This is a genomic window from Shewanella sp. NKUCC06_TVS (assembly GCF_019345515.1).
In the GTDB taxonomy this organism is placed as follows: domain Bacteria; phylum Pseudomonadota; class Gammaproteobacteria; order Enterobacterales; family Shewanellaceae; genus Shewanella; species Shewanella oncorhynchi.
In genome coordinates, this window is the sequence record NZ_JAHKQX010000008.1 from 154,978 (window position 1) to 171,383 (window position 16,406).

General features: G+C 46.8%; 14 protein-coding genes and 5 tRNA genes. 9 read left to right on the plus strand and 10 right to left on the minus strand.

Annotation, left to right across the window (positions count from 1 at the left end; genetic code table 11):
- Positions 1-23: 23 nt before the first annotated feature.
- The 3 genes from holA to leuS all read right to left on the minus strand — a co-directional run bounded on the left by holA (position 24) and on the right by leuS (position 4,247).
- Positions 24-1,055 carry a DNA polymerase III subunit delta gene (holA, locus tag KO531_RS10995; RefSeq protein ID WP_198573615.1) on the minus strand — a complete coding sequence of 344 codons (1,032 nt, stop codon included), beginning with the start codon at positions 1,053-1,055 and terminating at the stop codon, positions 24-26.
- A gap of 17 nt (positions 1,056-1,072) precedes the next feature.
- The gene (gene lptE, locus KO531_RS11000) at positions 1,073-1,567 is read right to left on the minus strand and encodes an LPS assembly lipoprotein LptE (RefSeq protein WP_219251191.1); all 495 of its coding nucleotides are present in this window, start codon (positions 1,565-1,567) and stop codon (positions 1,073-1,075) included.
- A gap of 100 nt (positions 1,568-1,667) precedes the next feature.
- Positions 1,668-4,247, minus strand: a complete 2,580-nt coding sequence (leuS, locus tag KO531_RS11005; RefSeq protein WP_219251192.1) for a leucine--tRNA ligase — start codon at positions 4,245-4,247, stop codon at positions 1,668-1,670.
- Between the two features lie 121 nt (positions 4,248-4,368).
- On the opposite strand from leuS, the gene KO531_RS11010 reads away from it, so the two are divergent.
- On the plus strand, positions 4,369-4,869 hold the full coding sequence (locus KO531_RS11010) for a zinc ribbon-containing protein (protein ID WP_219251193.1): 501 nt from the start codon (positions 4,369-4,371) through the stop codon (positions 4,867-4,869).
- 128 nt (positions 4,870-4,997) lie between these two features.
- Here the strand turns inward: KO531_RS11010 and KO531_RS11015 are convergent, their stop codons facing one another.
- The 7 genes from KO531_RS11015 to miaB form a co-directional block, all read right to left on the minus strand.
- Positions 4,998-5,657: a methyltransferase domain-containing protein gene (locus KO531_RS11015; RefSeq protein ID WP_131523229.1), complete on the minus strand. Its 660-nt coding sequence runs from the start codon at positions 5,655-5,657 to the stop codon at positions 4,998-5,000.
- A 188-nt stretch (positions 5,658-5,845) separates the two neighbouring features.
- Positions 5,846-6,349, minus strand: a complete 504-nt coding sequence (locus KO531_RS11020) for a type II secretion system protein (protein ID WP_219251194.1) — start codon at positions 6,347-6,349, stop codon at positions 5,846-5,848.
- A gap of 10 nt (positions 6,350-6,359) precedes the next feature.
- Positions 6,360-7,934, minus strand: coding sequence for an apolipoprotein N-acyltransferase (lnt, locus tag KO531_RS11025; RefSeq protein ID WP_219251195.1), 1,575 nt, complete (start codon positions 7,932-7,934; stop codon positions 6,360-6,362).
- 6 nt (positions 7,935-7,940) lie between these two features.
- The gene (gene corC / locus KO531_RS11030; protein WP_006082742.1) at positions 7,941-8,816 is read right to left on the minus strand and encodes a CNNM family magnesium/cobalt transport protein CorC; all 876 of its coding nucleotides are present in this window, start codon (positions 8,814-8,816) and stop codon (positions 7,941-7,943) included.
- Positions 8,817-8,856: 40 nt separating this feature from the next.
- Positions 8,857-9,318, minus strand: coding sequence for an rRNA maturation RNase YbeY (gene ybeY / locus KO531_RS11035; protein WP_105251690.1), 462 nt, complete (start codon positions 9,316-9,318; stop codon positions 8,857-8,859).
- Positions 9,308-10,357 carry a PhoH family protein gene (locus tag KO531_RS11040; protein WP_028761469.1) on the minus strand — a complete coding sequence of 350 codons (1,050 nt, stop codon included), beginning with the start codon at positions 10,355-10,357 and terminating at the stop codon, positions 9,308-9,310. The genes ybeY and KO531_RS11040 overlap by 11 nt, the downstream gene beginning before the upstream one ends.
- 219 nt (positions 10,358-10,576) lie before the next feature.
- A complete protein-coding gene (gene miaB, locus KO531_RS11045; protein WP_006082739.1) occupies positions 10,577-12,001 on the minus strand; it encodes a tRNA (N6-isopentenyl adenosine(37)-C2)-methylthiotransferase MiaB in 1,425 nt (474 codons plus the stop codon).
- A 365-nt stretch (positions 12,002-12,366) separates the two neighbouring features.
- On the opposite strand from miaB, the gene KO531_RS11050 reads away from it, so the two are divergent.
- The 8 genes from KO531_RS11050 to KO531_RS11085 all read left to right on the plus strand — a co-directional run bounded on the left by KO531_RS11050 (position 12,367) and on the right by KO531_RS11085 (position 16,399).
- Positions 12,367-13,644, plus strand: coding sequence for an FAD-dependent monooxygenase (locus KO531_RS11050; RefSeq protein ID WP_219251196.1), 1,278 nt, complete (start codon positions 12,367-12,369; stop codon positions 13,642-13,644).
- A gap of 165 nt (positions 13,645-13,809) precedes the next feature.
- Positions 13,810-14,397 (plus strand): aminoacyl-tRNA hydrolase, encoded by a 588-nt coding sequence (pth, locus tag KO531_RS11055; protein WP_028761467.1) that lies wholly within the window; start codon positions 13,810-13,812, stop codon positions 14,395-14,397.
- A 132-nt stretch (positions 14,398-14,529) separates the two neighbouring features.
- Entirely contained in the window at positions 14,530-15,621 is a 1,092-nt protein-coding gene (gene ychF / locus KO531_RS11060) for a redox-regulated ATPase YchF (protein ID WP_219251197.1), read from the plus strand.
- A 208-nt stretch (positions 15,622-15,829) separates the two neighbouring features.
- A tRNA-Met gene (locus KO531_RS11065) sits at positions 15,830-15,906 on the plus strand.
- Between the two features lie 94 nt (positions 15,907-16,000).
- Positions 16,001-16,085: transfer RNA gene (locus tag KO531_RS11070), tRNA-Leu, on the plus strand.
- Between the two features lie 61 nt (positions 16,086-16,146).
- A tRNA-Gln gene (locus KO531_RS11075) sits at positions 16,147-16,221 on the plus strand.
- 24 nt (positions 16,222-16,245) lie between these two features.
- Positions 16,246-16,320 (plus strand) — tRNA-Gln (locus tag KO531_RS11080).
- A gap of 2 nt (positions 16,321-16,322) precedes the next feature.
- Positions 16,323-16,399, plus strand: a tRNA-Met gene (locus KO531_RS11085).
- The last annotated feature ends 7 nt before the right edge of the window (positions 16,400-16,406 follow it).

The following is a 16,406-nucleotide window of genomic DNA, read 5'->3' on the forward strand; positions in this document are numbered from 1 at the left end:
TCAAGCCTTTGGTTAATCAATGATTAGTCTATGGCTATATGCGCCAAGTGCCGATGGGCTCTAGGATCAAATAACAGACACAGGTGGCTCAGACCAGTCCAATCCTCTTTCCCCTGTTGCTTTAAGTTGAGCTCAAGTTTCGAGGCGAGGGCGAGCATATGTTCGAGTTGTTCAAGGCTGAGTCGTTGCAGTGCCGCTTGATACAGTGGTTTACGTTTATCCCAAATTCGATGTTTACCCCAGAGTGCACTTAGCGCAACGCCTTGGGCTTGCTCGCATTTCAAATTGAATAACAAACCGAGTTCTTTAAACAAGGCCCACAGCAGGATAGGTAAGGCAGTGCCTTCGCCATTGAGCTGGGCTAGCATGTGCTGCGCGCTATCCTGTTTATTATTCAGCAATGCATCCGTGAGTTGGAATACGGTGAAGCGCGACTGATCTTCAAAATAGTGGCCCAGTTCGTCGGCACTGACGGGTTTTGTTGGGCTCAGGAGTTGCAGCAACTGCATGGCTTGATCGGCAGCTAGTAAATTCCCTTCATACAGAGAATGCAGCATAGCACGGGCATCAGGCTGCAGATTGAGCTTAAAGTGCTTGATGCGGCCATCGAGCCAGCGCATAAACTGCTCGCCCTCTGGCGTAGCGCAGGGCAGATACATGCCATGGGCATCTAAGGTCTTAAACCATTTACTGTTGGTTTGCTCTGTGGCGAGCTTTGGCCCTTCGATAATCAACAGCATATCGGGATTGGGCGTCTGCAATAGGGCTTGCAGTGTGTTTGAGCCTTCGGCACCGGGCTTAGCTTGGGGAAGGGTTAGCTCAATCAAGCGTTTACTGGAAAACAGGCTCATGGCCTGCCATTCCTGAGTCAGATCGTTCCAATTAAAGCCCGTCTCTTGAATGAGTTGGACTTTTTCATCGAATCCATGACGCTTGGCGAATTGGCGGATCTGATCTTTGGTGGTTTCAATCAACCAAGGATCATCCCCAAAAATCAGATAACAAGGAAATAACTGGTTAAGGTGGCGGGAGAGTTGGTCTGGATAGACTCTCATTTAATGATAGCCCCGCATTAATTCACCTCAGTACTGGCCATTGCTTGCAGAATACGATCGGCAGCTTGGATGCGCATTTCCTTCGTCAGCAATTCCATTTCACGGCTCTTTGCCAATGCGGTACGTGGATCGTCTAAGTAGTCGCGGCGAATTTCAACCTTGAAAGGCTGCGCTTCTTTACCTGGCAGTGCCACAGCAAATTCGACTAAATAAATCAGCTCATACTCGGCGACGTTACCTGTGGGGTACAAAGATAAGGTCGAGCGTTCAAGGGAGTCGGTGATTAATCTTAATACTGGAACATTATCTGCGGCGTCGACAATTTGGATATTGTTCAAGCGCAGGCGTTCACGCACCAGACGGGTGAGTTCACTGTATTCATCCACGCTGCTCAAACTCAAATGATTGAGGGCATCAGGGATCTGATAACTGCGTTGAAGCTTAAAACCGCAACCAGCACTGGTCATTATGACCAGTGCCATGATTGCGAAGCATATGCGTTTGATTAGCATAGATTTCGCGGTTTCCTATTCGTGGTATACCCTACAGGCTTGAAGTTGCAGCTATGCTGCAACTTCATTGGCTTTGAGTATAGCGAGTTATTAGCAGCCGTTAATTGGCCACTATGCTGAGCAGTTTGCCCGGCACATAGATCACTTTACGTACTGTCAGACCGTCTAGGTATTTGATCACGTGTTCATCACTCATGCCTAAGGCTTCTACTGATTCTTTATCAGCGTCGGCGGCCACTGTGATTTTTGCGCGAACTTTACCGTTGACTTGCACAACGATGAGCTTGCTGTCTTCAACTAGCGCAGCTTCATCAACGACTGGCCATTGGCTGTCTTCGATGTTGCTAGCATTGCCTAACTCGTTCCACAGGTTAAAGCTCACATGCGGAATGATAGGGTACAGCAAACGTACGATGGCGGATAAGGCTTCGCCGATAATGGCGTTGTCTTGGCCTGTGGTTTGTGGTGCTTTTTGCAGATGGTTCATCAGTTCCATCACGGCGGCAACCGCAGTGTTGAACATTTGACGGCGGCCGATATCGTCGGTCACTTTCGCGATAGTCTTGTGGACTTCACGGCGCAGCGCTTTTTGCTCGCTTGTTAACTTGCTGACATCTAAGGCTTCGCTATTGTCTTGGGCGATATACTCGCTTGCAAGCTTCCACAGACGTTTAATGAAGCGGTGTGCGCCTTCAACGCCAGACTCTTGCCATTCCAGAGTTAATTCTGGTGGTGAGGCGAACATCATAAATAGGCGAACCGTATCTGCGCCGTATTTTTCGACCATGACTTGAGGATCGATACCATTGTTTTTCGACTTAGACATCTTGCACATGCCGGTATAAACCAGCTCGTTGCCGTCTTTGTCGATAGCCTTAGTAATACGGCCCTTGTCGTCTTTTTCTGTGGTCGCTACATCTAAAGGAGAAACCCATACACGGGCGCCTTTTTCGTTGATATAGTAGAAAGCATCGGCCAACACCATGCCTTGGGTCAGCAGTTGTTTGGCTGGCTCGTTAGAGTTAACCAGACCCGCATCCCGCAGCAACTTATGGAAGAAGCGGAAATATAACAAATGCATACAAGCGTGTTCGATACCGCCAATGTATTGATCCACAGGTAGCCAGTAGTTGGCTTTAGCGGGGTCTAACATTTCGTCTGCATGCGGGCTGCAGTAACGGGCGTAATACCAAGAGGATTCCATAAAGGTATCGAAGGTATCGGTTTCGCGCAGCGCATCTTGGCCATTAACTTGGGTTTTTGCCCATTCTTTATCGGCCTTGATTGGGCTTTGAATACCGTCCATTACTACATCTTCTGGCAGTAATACTGGCAGTTGATCTGCAGGTGTTGGGATCACAGTGCCGTCGGCTAAGGTCACCATAGGAATTGGCGCGCCCCAGTAACGCTGACGTGAAACACCCCAATCGCGCAGACGATAGTTGACTTGGCGCTTGCCTTTACCTTCGGCGACTAACTTATTAGCGATGGCATTAAAGCCCGCTTCAAAGTCTAAACCGTCAAACTCACCCGAGTTAAACAGTACGCCTTTTTCGGTATAAGCGGCTTCGCTAATGTCGACGTCGCCATCAACTGGCTTGATCACAGCCTCAATTGCTAGACCATATTTTTTTGCAAATTCAAAGTCACGTTGGTCGTGGCCTGGAACTGACATCACAGCGCCTGTGCCATAGTTCATCAACACAAAGTTAGCTGCCCAAATCGGGACTTGCTTACCAGTGATAGGATGAATGGCGAAAAGCCCTGTAGCGACACCGCGTTTTTCCATTGTCGCGAGTTCGGCTTCTGATGTTGTGCTGTTTTTGCACTCATCGATAAAGGCGGCAAGCTCAGGATTCGTTTGCGCGGCGATTTCAGCTAATGGATGACCTGCGGCAATCGCCACATAGGTTACGCCCATTAAGGTATCTGGACGTGTGGTATAGATATCGAAGGTTTTATCGTGACCTGCGACGCCGAAGGTCATTTCCACACCTTCGCTGCGACCAATCCAGTTGCGCTGCATGGTCTTAACCTGTTCAGGCCAGCCATCTAAGGTATCGATATCGTTTAACAATTCTTCTGCATAGGCAGTGATCTTAATAAACCACTGTGGAATTTCTTTTTGTTCCACAGGGGTATCACAGCGCCAGCAGCAACCGTCTTGAACTTGCTCGTTCGCCAGTACGGTTTCATCGTTTGGACACCAGTTGACTGAAGCTGTCTTTTTATAGACTAGGCCTTTCTCGTACAACTTAGTGAAGAACCATTGTTCCCAGCGATAATATTCAGGGGTACAAGTGGCGATTTCACGGCTCCAATCGTAACCAAAACCCAGTAATTTCAGCTGGTTCTTCATGTATTCTATGTTTTCATAGGTCCATGGCGCAGGCGCAGTCTTGTTGTTAATCGCGGCATTTTCTGCGGGCAAACCAAATGAGTCCCAACCAATAGGCTGGAGCACGTTTTTGCCTTGAAGACGTTGAAAGCGTGCAACTACGTCACCTATGGTATAGTTGCGTACGTGTCCCATGTGGAGTCTGCCAGAAGGGTACGGAAACATCGAAAGGCAATAAAACTTTTCTTTGTTTGCGTCTTCAGTGACTTCGAAGGTTTTGTTGTCATGCCAGTGCTTTTGCACTAAGGCTTCAATTTCTGAGGGATTATATTGCTCTTGCATCACTCTATTTCCGGCAGTGCCGCCTATTATTGGATCTAACGCCATATCAGCGCGAGTAAGATCTGCATAGAATAAACTAGAAGCGATGCATTAAAAAGGTTCGTATGAAGGAGTATTGGTTATGAATGATAGAAGTAACGCGTTACTAGGACTGTATCAAGCCTTAATTACCGAAGTGAAATCTCAATTTGAAGAAGATAACACTATGACTGTAAAGAACTTATTCAATTCTGTCACTCAAGGTAAGGAGTATTTACGTCTTAAAGAACAGGCTGGGGAAGATGAACTCGCTTTAGTCGAACAATTCTTAAAGCGTGATATTACGAGTTTTCTCCGTGAGCAGAACGCGGATAGTTTGAGTCATAGCCCAACCGTGATTACTTTAGAGAATACGCTTTGGCATTGGCTCAGTGAAATCACCGACCGCAGCCAAGTAGAATGGCATGAGTTAACGCAAGATTTTAAGCACCAGGGCTACTACAAAAGTGGTGACATAGTGAATCAGGGCATCATGGTGTGCACTAACTGTGGCAATGAAATGAGTATTGAATTTCCAAGTCCTATCCCAGATTGTCCAGAGTGTGATCATGAAGAATTTACCCGCGAGCCGCTAACGCCTTAATCAAGGTGATGATGTTATGCAGCTAAAACGACGCCTCAGCGTCGTTTTTTTTTTGAGTTCTATTAGACCTAAATGGCTCATATCTGCATTATGTCGCGGCATGAAAACATGCACTAATTAGTGTTGTATCAACTGTTGGTACGAGAATAGCTGAGGATTTGACCGCCAAAGGGCGCTAATAAAAATTCAGTGTGAATGGGTTTATGTTGTGTATGTTCGTAACCTAAGGTCACCATACGTTTGCTGAATTTTGCATGATTACCACGACCGGGATCGACTAAGACTACATCACAAATTGGTTTAGCATGCTGCTCAATAAATTGTGATAAGAGATCGGCATGTTCTTGTTCGTACAAGAGATCGCTGCCAATAATGAGGTCAAATAAACCTAAATTAGTTTGTGCATCTGCCCATCCTGTTCGTACAAACGGAATCGCACGACCATGATTTAAATCGACATTTTGCTTAAGGAAATTTTCCGACTCGGGGTGATAGTCGGTTGCTGTGATGTCGGCATGTCTGTGGTTTAGCACTAGACTTGCCAGCCCTATACCGCAGCCAACCTCAAGAATGCGTTTATTATCAATTTGATAATCGGCCATATGATGGGATAGCACTTGGCTAGACGGCCAAACTATGCCAAATAATGGCCAAGTAGCGGAGGAAATACCGAGCTTTTCAGCTTCGCCATCTATGTCTTCAAATTCTTGGTTATTTCTTAGGGTTCTGACATGAATGTCGAGATCCCCAAATTCGTGGGTTTGGTAGCGCACGCGAAGCTGTGCCATAGAGTTGCCTTGACTGTGTACCTTGGTTAAGGAACGAGGTAATGGTACCAATCATATTGGCTATGCAGACACAGTTACTGTGATTGGTATAAGGCCACGTCTAATCGTTCACCTTAACGTGGAACGCGCAATCAGCCTAATGTATTCGCAGACAATTGCGGGATAACACAGGTCAACTGAGTGTCAGCCTAACAACCTTGGGTGTTGATATCATATTGTGGCGCAGTGTTGGCATCGCTGGCTTGGGTGTAGCGGAAATAGCATTGGTCATCATTCACTAAGGAATTGTTGTTAAGATCGTAACCTATATAAGTGATATCAATGCCTTGATATTGAATGATAAGTTTATCATCTGAGGTGATCCATTTTTCCACATCAGTATTATCGAGGTAACCCCATTTTAATCGTGTATCTGGCGTGCCATCACCATTGAGGTCGATATCAATAATATCATCGCGCCCAGCTACCGCTTGGCTCAGTAGGCTAGGCATTTGGGTTTTTGAGTAAGCTAGCATATTGGCTGTTTTAACGCCGGCCTGTACTTGGTTTAAGGTTTGTACCCGCGCTTCTTTACTTAAACCGATAAATCTAGGCGCGGCGATCACAGCCAAGATCCCAAGCACAATAATCACAACGACAAGTTCAATTAAGGTAAAACCTGCCACATCTTGTTTATTGACTTGGTAATGCATGGCCTCAATCCTATTGCGCTTTAAAACGTCGGGCAAGACCGAGTAGAACGATTAAACCACAGAGTATCAGTAGGGGCATTTGGCCTAATTTTGCAAACCAAGTTTGTCCTGTGACTAATGGAATAGTTGCACTTAGCACGCCTATTTCAAACTGCGGTAATGACGCTGTGATATTGCCATGCTCATCGACTATGGCTGTCACGCCATTGTTGGTTGAGCGTAATAGAGGCCGACCCAATTCAACCGCGCGCATTTGAGCGATCTCCATATGCTGTAATGGCCCATTTGAGCTACCAAACCATGCATCGTTAGAGACAGTTAATAGTATATCTGTCCCTTGATTAACGTTGTCGCGCAACTGTTCCGGAAAGGCTATTTCATAACAAATCGCTGGCGCGATTTTATGGCCTAGGGCGCTGAGGTTCGGCTGTTGATATTCGCCTCGCGTAAAGGACGACATGGGCAAATTAAAGAAAGGTGCTATCGGGCGCAGCAGCGCTTCAAAGGGGACAAACTCGCCAATTGGCAACAGATGGTGTTTCTTAAATTGATTGCTACCATCGCCCTCATAGTCTGGGCCTGCTTGTTGTTTCTGATTATGATTACCAAGCACAATCAATGAATTATAGAACTCATTGTTTTGATGGCTAATAATGCCAGTGATAATTGAGGTATGGTTTAGATTGGCGACTTTATTGGCGTTATCTAAAAAGTCCTGCACCATAGATTCTGGCGCTGGAATTGCCGCTTCTGGCCAAATAATGATATCGGCATCCAGATGTTCGCGGGATAAATCCATGTATTTTAACAGTGTCGGCCACAGGGCATCGGGTTCCCACTTCATGCTTTGGGGAATATTGCCTTGCACCAGCGCCACTTTAACATTTTCACCCGTAGGATGAATGTCCCAAAGTTTAGGCGCAGCCCACACGGCCAGAAGACTGAGCGGCAGTAAAAGCAGTAAGCTCTTATAACGCTTAGTAAAACAAAGCGCTAATGCACCAGCGAGCATGGCCAATACAAAACTTATTCCCAGTGTGCCTATGATACTGGCAAGGGGTTTTAGCGGCCCTTGAGTTTGTGAGTAACCCGCCCATAACCAAGGAAAGCCTGTCATTACCCAGCCACGAGCCCATTCGGTCAAGGTCCATAACGCGGGGAATAGGGCTAGATTACGCCAAAGACCAAACCGAGTTTCACCATCATGGCTCAGCGTTTTAGTTAACCAAACCAGCGCTAAACCAGTTAGCGCTGGATACAAGGCTAAATACAAGGCTAACAAGGCCATTAACCCAACGGAGGCAATGAGCGGCATACCACCAAAGGTATCCATGCTCACGTGAACCCAGCTGATCCCTACGGCAAAACAGCCAAATCCAAAGCTTAACCAATAGTAAAAGCTTGCCTTAGCGCTCAGCGTTCGGCTGTGCCAGAGGGCAATCGCCATGGCAAACGGATAGATTATCCAAATGGAATAAGGCGCAAATGAAAGCGCCGTACTGGCGCCAAGGGCAAATGCCAGTACGAGTCTCACAGCACTAGGTTGGGACTGTTGTTGGGCAAATGCCCGGATTTTTTTTAGCACGAGTGATTATTCTACGTCTTCGCCAGTATTAGGATCGGGGAGTTTAACTCTGAGTTGGATTAAACGCCTAGTGTCAGCATTGATGACTTTAAATTCTATGCCTTCAATGATGATGCTCTCGTTACGTTCTGGCAGGTGGCCAAAGGCGTGTGAGACTAAGCCACCTACGGTATCAAACTCTTCATCGCTGAATTCAGTGTTGAATTCTTCGTTGAAATCTTCGATTGGCGTCAAAGCTTTAACCATATAAACCGTGTTACCGACTTTGCGGATCTCGGTTTCTTCAGTGCTATCATGGTCGAATTCGTCTTCAATCTCGCCGACAATTTCTTCAAGAATATCTTCGATAGTCACGAGTCCCGATACACCGCCGTACTCATCAACCACAATCGCCATATGGTAGCGTTGAGAGCGGAATTCTTTTAGCAGAACATCGACGCGTTTGCTTTCGGGCACAACCACGGCGGGACGGATCACGCGATCCAGTGAGAAGGGCTCATCACTGTTGGAGAAACCGTAAGGGATCAAATCTTTGGCAAGCAATATGCCTTCGATATGGTCTTTATCTTCGTTAACGACGGGGAAGCGCGAGTGACCTGAACCAATCACAGTCGCAAGTAACTCTTCGACCGAGTTGTCTATCTGGAGGGCGACAATTTGAGCTCTTGGGATCATGATATCCCGAACACGCATATCAGAAACGTCTAATACACCTTTTATCATCTCGCGGGTGTCTTGGGTGATCAAATCGCGCTGCTCGGCACCATCAATCACATCGACTAGATCTTCGCGATTTTGAGGTTCGCCCTGAAATAGCTGACTTACTCTATCAAACCAACCTTTCTTGTGGGCGTTCGTACTAGGGGGGATATCGTCACTCATAGTTTTCTCATTAGCTTTTGATAGGGATTATCTTAGCTAATTATTGTTCCTTATATGGGTCAGTAAAACCTAAGCTTTCAATGAGTTGAGTCTCTAATGACTCCATCTCTTCGGCTTCTTCATCGTCGATGTGATCATACCCTAGCAGATGCAAGCAACCATGTACAACCATGTGTGCCCAGTGCGCTTCTAGTGGTTTTTGTTGTTCACGGGCTTCATTTTCAACGACTGCCGCGCAAATGACAAGATCTCCGAGTAAAGGAAGTTCAATTTCTGGTGGTGCTTCAAAGGGAAATGACAGCACATTGGTCGGTTTGTCTTTACCGCGATAGGTATTGTTGAGCATTTGGCTCTCGCGGCTATCGACGATACGTATGGTTAATTCAGCTTCATCCATGCTATTGCCAATTGCGGTAGTGACCCAAAGGGCGAATTGTTCGTCCGTTGGTAGCCACTCACTGGTGCTGGCATGTTGAATATCTAAGGCTAACTCAAGACTCATGTGTTGCGGCTTCCTGCTGTTGCTTTTGGTACTGGCTTTCTTTTTTGGCTTTTAAGGTTTGCTCTTTTAACTCGAAGGCTTCATAGGCTTCAACGATACGGGCAACCACAGGATGGCGCACTACATCTTGGGAGACAAAAAAGTTAAAGCTGATTTCTTCGACTTGGCTTAACACTTCAATCGCGTGACGTAGTCCTGACTTTTGATGTTTAGGTAAGTCGGTTTGAGTGATGTCGCCTGTGATCACCGCACGGGAATTGAAACCGATACGGGTAAGGAACATCTTCATCTGCTCGATTGTGGTGTTTTGGCTTTCATCGAGAATAATAAAGGCATCGTTCAAGGTACGACCGCGCATATAGGCAAGCGGCGCCACTTCAATCACATTTTTCTCGATTAGGCGTTCCACTTTTTCAAAGCCAAGCATTTCGAACAGGGCATCGTAGAGGGGGCGTAGATAAGGGTCGACCTTTTGACTTAAGTCACCGGGTAAGAAACCGAGTTTTTCACCCGCTTCCACTGCAGGGCGAGTCAGCAGAATGCGGCGCACTTCTTGGCGCTCTAACGCATCTACTGCCGCTGCTACGGCAAGGTAGGTTTTGCCCGTTCCTGCAGGACCAATACCGAAGGTAATATCGTGACGCGTAATATTGGCCACATACAAGCTTTGATTCGGATTGCGTGGCTTAATGACACCGCGGCGGGTTTTGATATTAATACCGCTGTCGTCGTTAGCGTCTGCTTGCTCTAGGGCAATGGCTGCTTGAATAGCGATATGGACTTGCTCAGGCTCAAGATCGGGCGTGCTGCCTTTAACCGTTTGGGTCTCGATGTAGAGTTCTTTTAGTAAGTTGTTGGCGCTTAAACAATTGCGTGGCAGTCCGGTGATCTGGAAATGATTGTTCTTACGGACGATTTCAACTCCAACGCGACGTTCTATCTGCTTGATATTGTCATCGAATGGACCGCACAGTGAAGCCAAACGGCGTGTTTCTGCGGGTTCGAGATACAGATTCATGGTAGTTAATTTACTGGACAAATAGCACTCCCAATAGCGAATAAGAAAGCAAGGTACGAGGTTGGTTAACCATCGCAAGATAATTTTAGTTTACGAGCCATAGCCGATAATTGCTAACGGAAAATAACAATTGCCTCGGTAGACTTAAACAAAAGTGCGTGAAAGCAAAAGGGCGACTAAGTCGCCCTTCTTTATATAGGTACTGATATCGGTACTGTTTAAGTTAAGCCGATTTAACGCTTATGGCTTAAATTGAGTCACACCCAGTTCATCATCTTGCTTGCGCTTGGCTAGAATTTCAGCCGGACGCAGGCTACGACGTAGATCCATTTCATCTTCGCCGCGGATAAAGACACCGCGCAGTGAGTTAGTGTAAACGTCGACGATTTCGACATCCACGAAAGTACCAATGTGTTTTGGCTGACCTTCGAAGTTCACCACTCGGTTGTTCTCAGTACGGCCGCGCAGTTCCATAGGATTCTTCACCGATGGTCCTTCAACCAGAATACGTTGCACTGTGCCCATCATGTGGCGGCTGTAGCGCATGGCTTGCTGGGTGATGCGGTCTTGCAGAATCGCCAGACGTTGTTTTTTCTCTTCCATATCGACGTTATCGGGTAAATCTGCCGCTGGCGTGCCCGGACGTGCGCTATAGATAAAGCTGAAGCTGTGGTCGAAACCTATGTCTTCAATTAACTTCATGGTATCGGCAAAGTCTTCCTTGGTTTCGCCAGGGAAGCCAATGATAAAGTCCGAGCTGATTTGAATCCCTTCACGGGCTTTACGCAGGCGGCGGATGATTGACTTATATTCAATCGCCATATGGCCGCGTTTCATCGCTGTGAGAATACGGTCAGAACCCGATTGCACTGGCAAGTGCAAGAAGCTTACAAGCTCAGGGGTATCTTCGTAAACGTCGATGATATCTTGTGTAAATTCAATAGGATGACTGGTCGTGAAGCGGATACGGTCGATACCGTCGATGGCTGCCACGAAGCGCAGTAATTCCGCAAAAGTACAAATTGCGCCATCGTGAGTTGCGCCGCGATAGGCATTCACGTTTTGGCCGAGCAAGTTTACTTCGCGCACACCTTGCTCCGCCAATTGGGCGATTTCAAGGATAATATCGTCCGATGGACGGCTGACTTCTTCGCCGCGAGTATAAGGTACGACACAGAACGAGCAGTATTTGCTGCAACCTTCCATGATAGACACAAACGCGGTTGGGCCTTCGGCGCGTGGCTCTGGCAGACGGTCGAATTTTTCGATTTCAGGGAAACTGATATCGATAACCGCTTTGTCGCCACGGCGCACTTGCTCGATCATCTCGGGCAGACGGTGCAAGGTTTGTGGTCCGAAAATAATGTCGACACATTGGGCTCTGTCTTTAATGGCTTTGCCTTCTTGTGAGGCAACGCAGCCGCCCACGCCAATAATCAAATTGGGATTTTTATCTTTAAGCGTCTTCCAGCGTCCTAGCTGATGGAACACTTTTTCTTGCGCTTTTTCACGGATAGAACAAGTGTTGAGCAGGAGAATGTCTGCCTCAGACGCTTCTTCAGTCAAGGTATAACCTTGGTATTCGCCTAACAGATCAGCCATCTTGGATGAGTCATACTCATTCATTTGACAGCCCCAAGTCTTGATATGGAGTTTCTTACTCATCAGTTGTGTCGCCCTAAGATGACCAATAAAAATAGCGCGACATTTTACCTGCTGTTACGGCTGCTGACCAGCTTTGTCCACACTTTTAGCTGTTGGCTTTTGCCAAGTACGATACCCTCACAAATGGTAAGTTTTTATTGTTCGGCTGCATTTGAGCAAGATTAATATTGTTAACAGGTTGAGCTTTCGTTATTTCCAGCAAACTATTCGGGCTTGAATGCCTATGTCTTCACGGATTTCGAATCGAAATGCGCTCAACATTTCCGTGGTATCTTGATATAAGGCATAATCGAGCGGGTTTGTGAAAAGTCGCTTAGGCAGAAATACAGAAGGGCTTAAAGGTGCTAACTAAGGTGGTAAGTAGGATGAGCCAGATTGAAGAGACACATGCACAGATGATATCCGACACCACAGATTCTAACGTGACTCATGCTGACGTCACTCATGCAGAAGGCACTCATGCTGAAAGTACTGAGTTCGATGTCATTCTTGTCGGCGGCGGTATGGTCGGTGCGGCGACGGCAATTGGATTAGCCCAACAGGGTTTGCAAGTGGCGGTGATTGAATCCTTTGCGCCAGAGGCTTATCAAGCCGAACAGCCATTAGATGTGCGAGTCTCGGCCATCAGTGTTGCTTCTGAAACGCTGCTTGAACGTCTTGGCGCCTTGGACTCATTGCTCAAGATGCGTAATGTGCCTTATTTGGGCTTAGAAACTTGGGAGCTCGATGGCTGCATCACCCAATTCCACTGTTCACAAATTGGCGCCAGCCATTTAGGCCATATAGTCGAAAACCGTTTAATCCAACTTGCCCTGTGGCAACAGATGACACAATTGGCAGGCATCACCTTATATTGTCCCGATAAAGTGGTGGCATTTACCCGCGATAGCGATGGCGTGAGTGTGCACTTACAATCGAATAGTAAACTCATCGCTAAGTTGTTGGTTGGCGCCGATGGTGCTCACTCGCAGGTACGCCAATGGGCGGGAATTGGCATTTCGGGTTGGGATTACGCTCAATCGGCCATGTTGATTAATATCAACACCGCACAGGGACAACAGGATGTGACTTGGCAGCAGTTTACGCCCAAAGGGCCACGTTCCTTATTACCTTTACCTGGCAATAACGCTTCGCTGGTGTGGTACGACGACGCCAATCGAATAAAACAGTTAATGCAGCTTAATCACAAACAGTTGGCCGAGCAGATACGTTTGCATTTCCCTGCGCGCTTAGATGCCGATTTCACCGTTGAGAATAAAGGCAGTTTTGGCCTCACTCGTCGGCATGCCCAGCGCTACTATAGTCATAATGTGGTGATTTTAGGCGATGCCGCTCACACCATTAATCCCCTCGCAGGCCAAGGGGTGAATCTTGGATTTAAGGATGTCGAAGCATTTTTGGCGGTAATAAAGGAGGCATTAACTCAAAATAACCTCTGGTGGTCGAATGAGGTGCTTGCCCAATATCAGCGCAAACGTTATCGCGATAATCAATTGATGATGACGGCGATGGATTTGTTTTACGCCGGTTTTAGCAACGATATTCTGCCGCTAAAGCTGCTGCGTAATGGCGCGTTAAAGTTGGCAAACATCAATTCCCCGCTCAAAAAGACTGTCCTTAAATATGCTATGGGGCTTAATTAACGCTGAGTTGTTCTGTGTTCTGACCTTGTGTTCTGCTCCTGTGCGATGACGTGGCATTTGTTGACTTGGGGTTTGAGTGCTAAAATGCCGCGTTTTTAGCTGGTATGGTCAGTTCAGTCGGCACTTTGCGCGGCTGTCATCGACGAAATAACGATATTGAGTGTCATGAGCGAAATAAAATTAATAGTTGGTCTGGCTAATCCAGGTGCTGAATATGCACACACTCGCCATAATGCGGGGGCTTGGTACGTTCTTGAGTTAGCGAGAATTTGCGGCGTGACTTTAGTGGCCGACAGTAAGTATTTTGGCTTGACCGCCAGAGCCGTATTGCACGGTAAAGATGTCCGCTTATTGATCCCGACGACTTATATGAATTTAAGCGGTAAAGCGGTTGGCGCTTTGGCGAATTTTTTTCGTATCACGCCGGAAGAGATTCTGGTCGCTCACGATGAACTCGATCTGCCGCCCGGTGTGGCTAAGTTTAAGCTCGGTGGCGGTCATGGCGGCCACAATGGTCTGAAAGATATTATTGCTAAACTGGCTAACGATAAAAACTTCTACCGTTTACGCTTAGGTATCGGTCATCCCGGTGATAAAAATCAAGTGAGTGGTTACGTACTGGGAAAAGCGCCTGCTAAAGAGCAAGAACTTATCGAGGCGGCGATAGATGAAGCCGTGCGTTCTACCGAAATTTTGTTTAAACAAGACATGGTGAAAGCCATGAACAGATTACACTCCTTTAAAGCGGAGTAGGTTTTGCCTTTGGCGAGACTTAAGTGATTCAAGTGATTTAATTATTCAGTAATGTGCTGCCATAGGGCAGGACGACTAAACCTCGCTGATGAGTGTGACTTGTCAGCCAATAATCGAGAGAAAGGTAAGCATATGGGTTTTAAATGCGGCATTGTTGGTCTTCCTAACGTAGGTAAATCAACGCTTTTTAATGCGTTAACTAAGGCTGGCATCGAAGCGGCTAACTTCCCGTTTTGTACCATTGAACCTAACACTGGTGTTGTACCTGTGCCGGATCCACGTCTGGATGCGTTAGCTGCGATTGTGAATCCACAACGTGTGTTACCTACTACCATGGAATTCGTGGATATCGCAGGTCTCGTAGCCGGCGCATCTAAAGGCGAAGGCTTAGGTAACAAGTTCTTAGCTAACATCCGTGAAACCGATGCCATTGGTCACGTAGTACGTTGTTTTGATGATGACAACATTGTTCACGTTGCTAACAAGGTTGACCCTGCTGGCGATATCGAAGTCATCAATACTGAATTAGCGTTAGCTGACTTAGACAGTTTAGAGCGTGCGGTTCAGCGTCAGCAGAAACGTGCTAAAGGTGGCGATAAAGACGCTAAGTTTGAAGTGGAAGTATTAGAAAAAATGCGCCCCATTTTAGACGAAGCGAAAATGTTGCGTTCTATGGATTTATCGAAAGAAGAGCTGGAAGCGGTGGCTTACCTGAACTTCTTAACCTTAAAGCCGACCATGTATATTGCTAACGTTGCGGAAGATGGTTTTGAAAATAACCCGCACTTAGATGCCGTTCGCACCATTGCTGCCACTGAAAACGCTATCGTTGTTGCCGTATGTGCGGCGATTGAATCTGAACTGGCCGAGATGGAAATCGAGGAGCGCGATGAGTTTATGGCGGATCTGGGTATCGAAGAACCAGGTTTAGATCGTGTGATCCGCGCAGGTTATGAATTACTGAATCTGCAAACCTATTTCACCGCAGGCGTGAAAGAAGTGCGTGCTTGGACTGTGCCAGTGGGTGCGAGTGCTCCGCAAGCGGCAGGCGTTATCCATACCGATTTTGAACGCGGTTTTATCCGTGCCCAAGTGATGGCATTTGACGACTTTATTGCCCACAAAGGTGAAGCTGGCGCGAAAGAAGCCGGTAAGTTACGCGTGGAAGGTAAAACCTATATTGTTAAAGATGGCGATGTGATGCATTTCCTGTTTAACGTATAACAAAGCTTATTCACGCTGTAAGTCTCGATAAATTAAGCTAAGTATGGGCAACAAGGTGTTATTTAGCACATCTGTTGCTCAGTTTGGTGAAGTAATAGCCGAACAGCTTAACCTAAGGGAAATAGCGAAAAAAAGCTGTTGACCTAGATACCTCGAATAAGCATAATACGCCCCGTTCCTCGCTGAGAGGGGCGCGTAATATCGATGTGGCAATGTAGCTCAGCTGGTTAGAGCACAGCACTCATAATGCTGGGGTCGCAGGTTCAAGTCCCGCCATTGCTACCATTTTATTTAAGATAAATTTCTTATATAAAATGAATCACGATTTTACTCTAGCATTGATTGCTAGCATCTCTTCACGATGTAAACATGAAGCTGTGCGGGAATGGTGAAATTGGTAGACACGCCAGATTTAGGTTCTGGTGCCGCAAGGTGTGAGAGTTCAAGTCTCTCTTCCCGTACCATTTTTTTAGATATATGAATTTAGAAACATCGGCGATAGCGGATGTTTGAAACAGAGTTAGTTGGGGTATCGCCAAGTGGTAAGGCACCGGGTTTTGATCTCGGCATTCCAAGGTTCGAATCCTTGTACCCCAGCCATTTTTTCTCAGTTTCCAAGTTGATTGGGGTATCGCCAAGTGGTAAGGCACCGGGTTTTGATCTCGGCATTCCAAGGTTCGAATCCTTGTACCCCAGCCATTGGCAATGTAGCTCAGCTGGTTAGAGCACAGCACTCATAATGCTGGGGTCGCAGGTTCAAGTCCCGCCATTGCTACCATATTTAA

Coding starts and splice junctions, on each gene's coding strand:
- corC (WP_006082742.1), bottom strand. CDS start 8,816: ATGAGTGACGATATCCCCCCTAGTACGAACGCCCACAAGAAAGGTTGG.
- KO531_RS11015 (WP_131523229.1), bottom strand. CDS start 5,657: ATGGCACAGCTTCGCGTGCGCTACCAAACCCACGAATTTGGGGATCTC.
- ychF (WP_219251197.1), top strand. CDS start 14,530: ATGGGTTTTAAATGCGGCATTGTTGGTCTTCCTAACGTAGGTAAATCA.
- KO531_RS11010 (WP_219251193.1), top strand. CDS start 4,369: ATGAATGATAGAAGTAACGCGTTACTAGGACTGTATCAAGCCTTAATT.
- ybeY (WP_105251690.1), bottom strand. CDS start 9,318: ATGAGTCTTGAGTTAGCCTTAGATATTCAACATGCCAGCACCAGTGAG.
- KO531_RS11020 (WP_219251194.1), bottom strand. CDS start 6,349: ATGCATTACCAAGTCAATAAACAAGATGTGGCAGGTTTTACCTTAATT.
- lptE (WP_219251191.1), bottom strand. CDS start 1,567: ATGCTAATCAAACGCATATGCTTCGCAATCATGGCACTGGTCATAATG.
- leuS (WP_219251192.1), bottom strand. CDS start 4,247: ATGCAAGAGCAATATAATCCCTCAGAAATTGAAGCCTTAGTGCAAAAG.
- miaB (WP_006082739.1), bottom strand. CDS start 12,001: ATGAGTAAGAAACTCCATATCAAGACTTGGGGCTGTCAAATGAATGAG.
- KO531_RS11050 (WP_219251196.1), top strand. CDS start 12,367: ATGAGCCAGATTGAAGAGACACATGCACAGATGATATCCGACACCACA.
- holA (WP_198573615.1), bottom strand. CDS start 1,055: ATGAGAGTCTATCCAGACCAACTCTCCCGCCACCTTAACCAGTTATTT.
- pth (WP_028761467.1), top strand. CDS start 13,810: ATGAGCGAAATAAAATTAATAGTTGGTCTGGCTAATCCAGGTGCTGAA.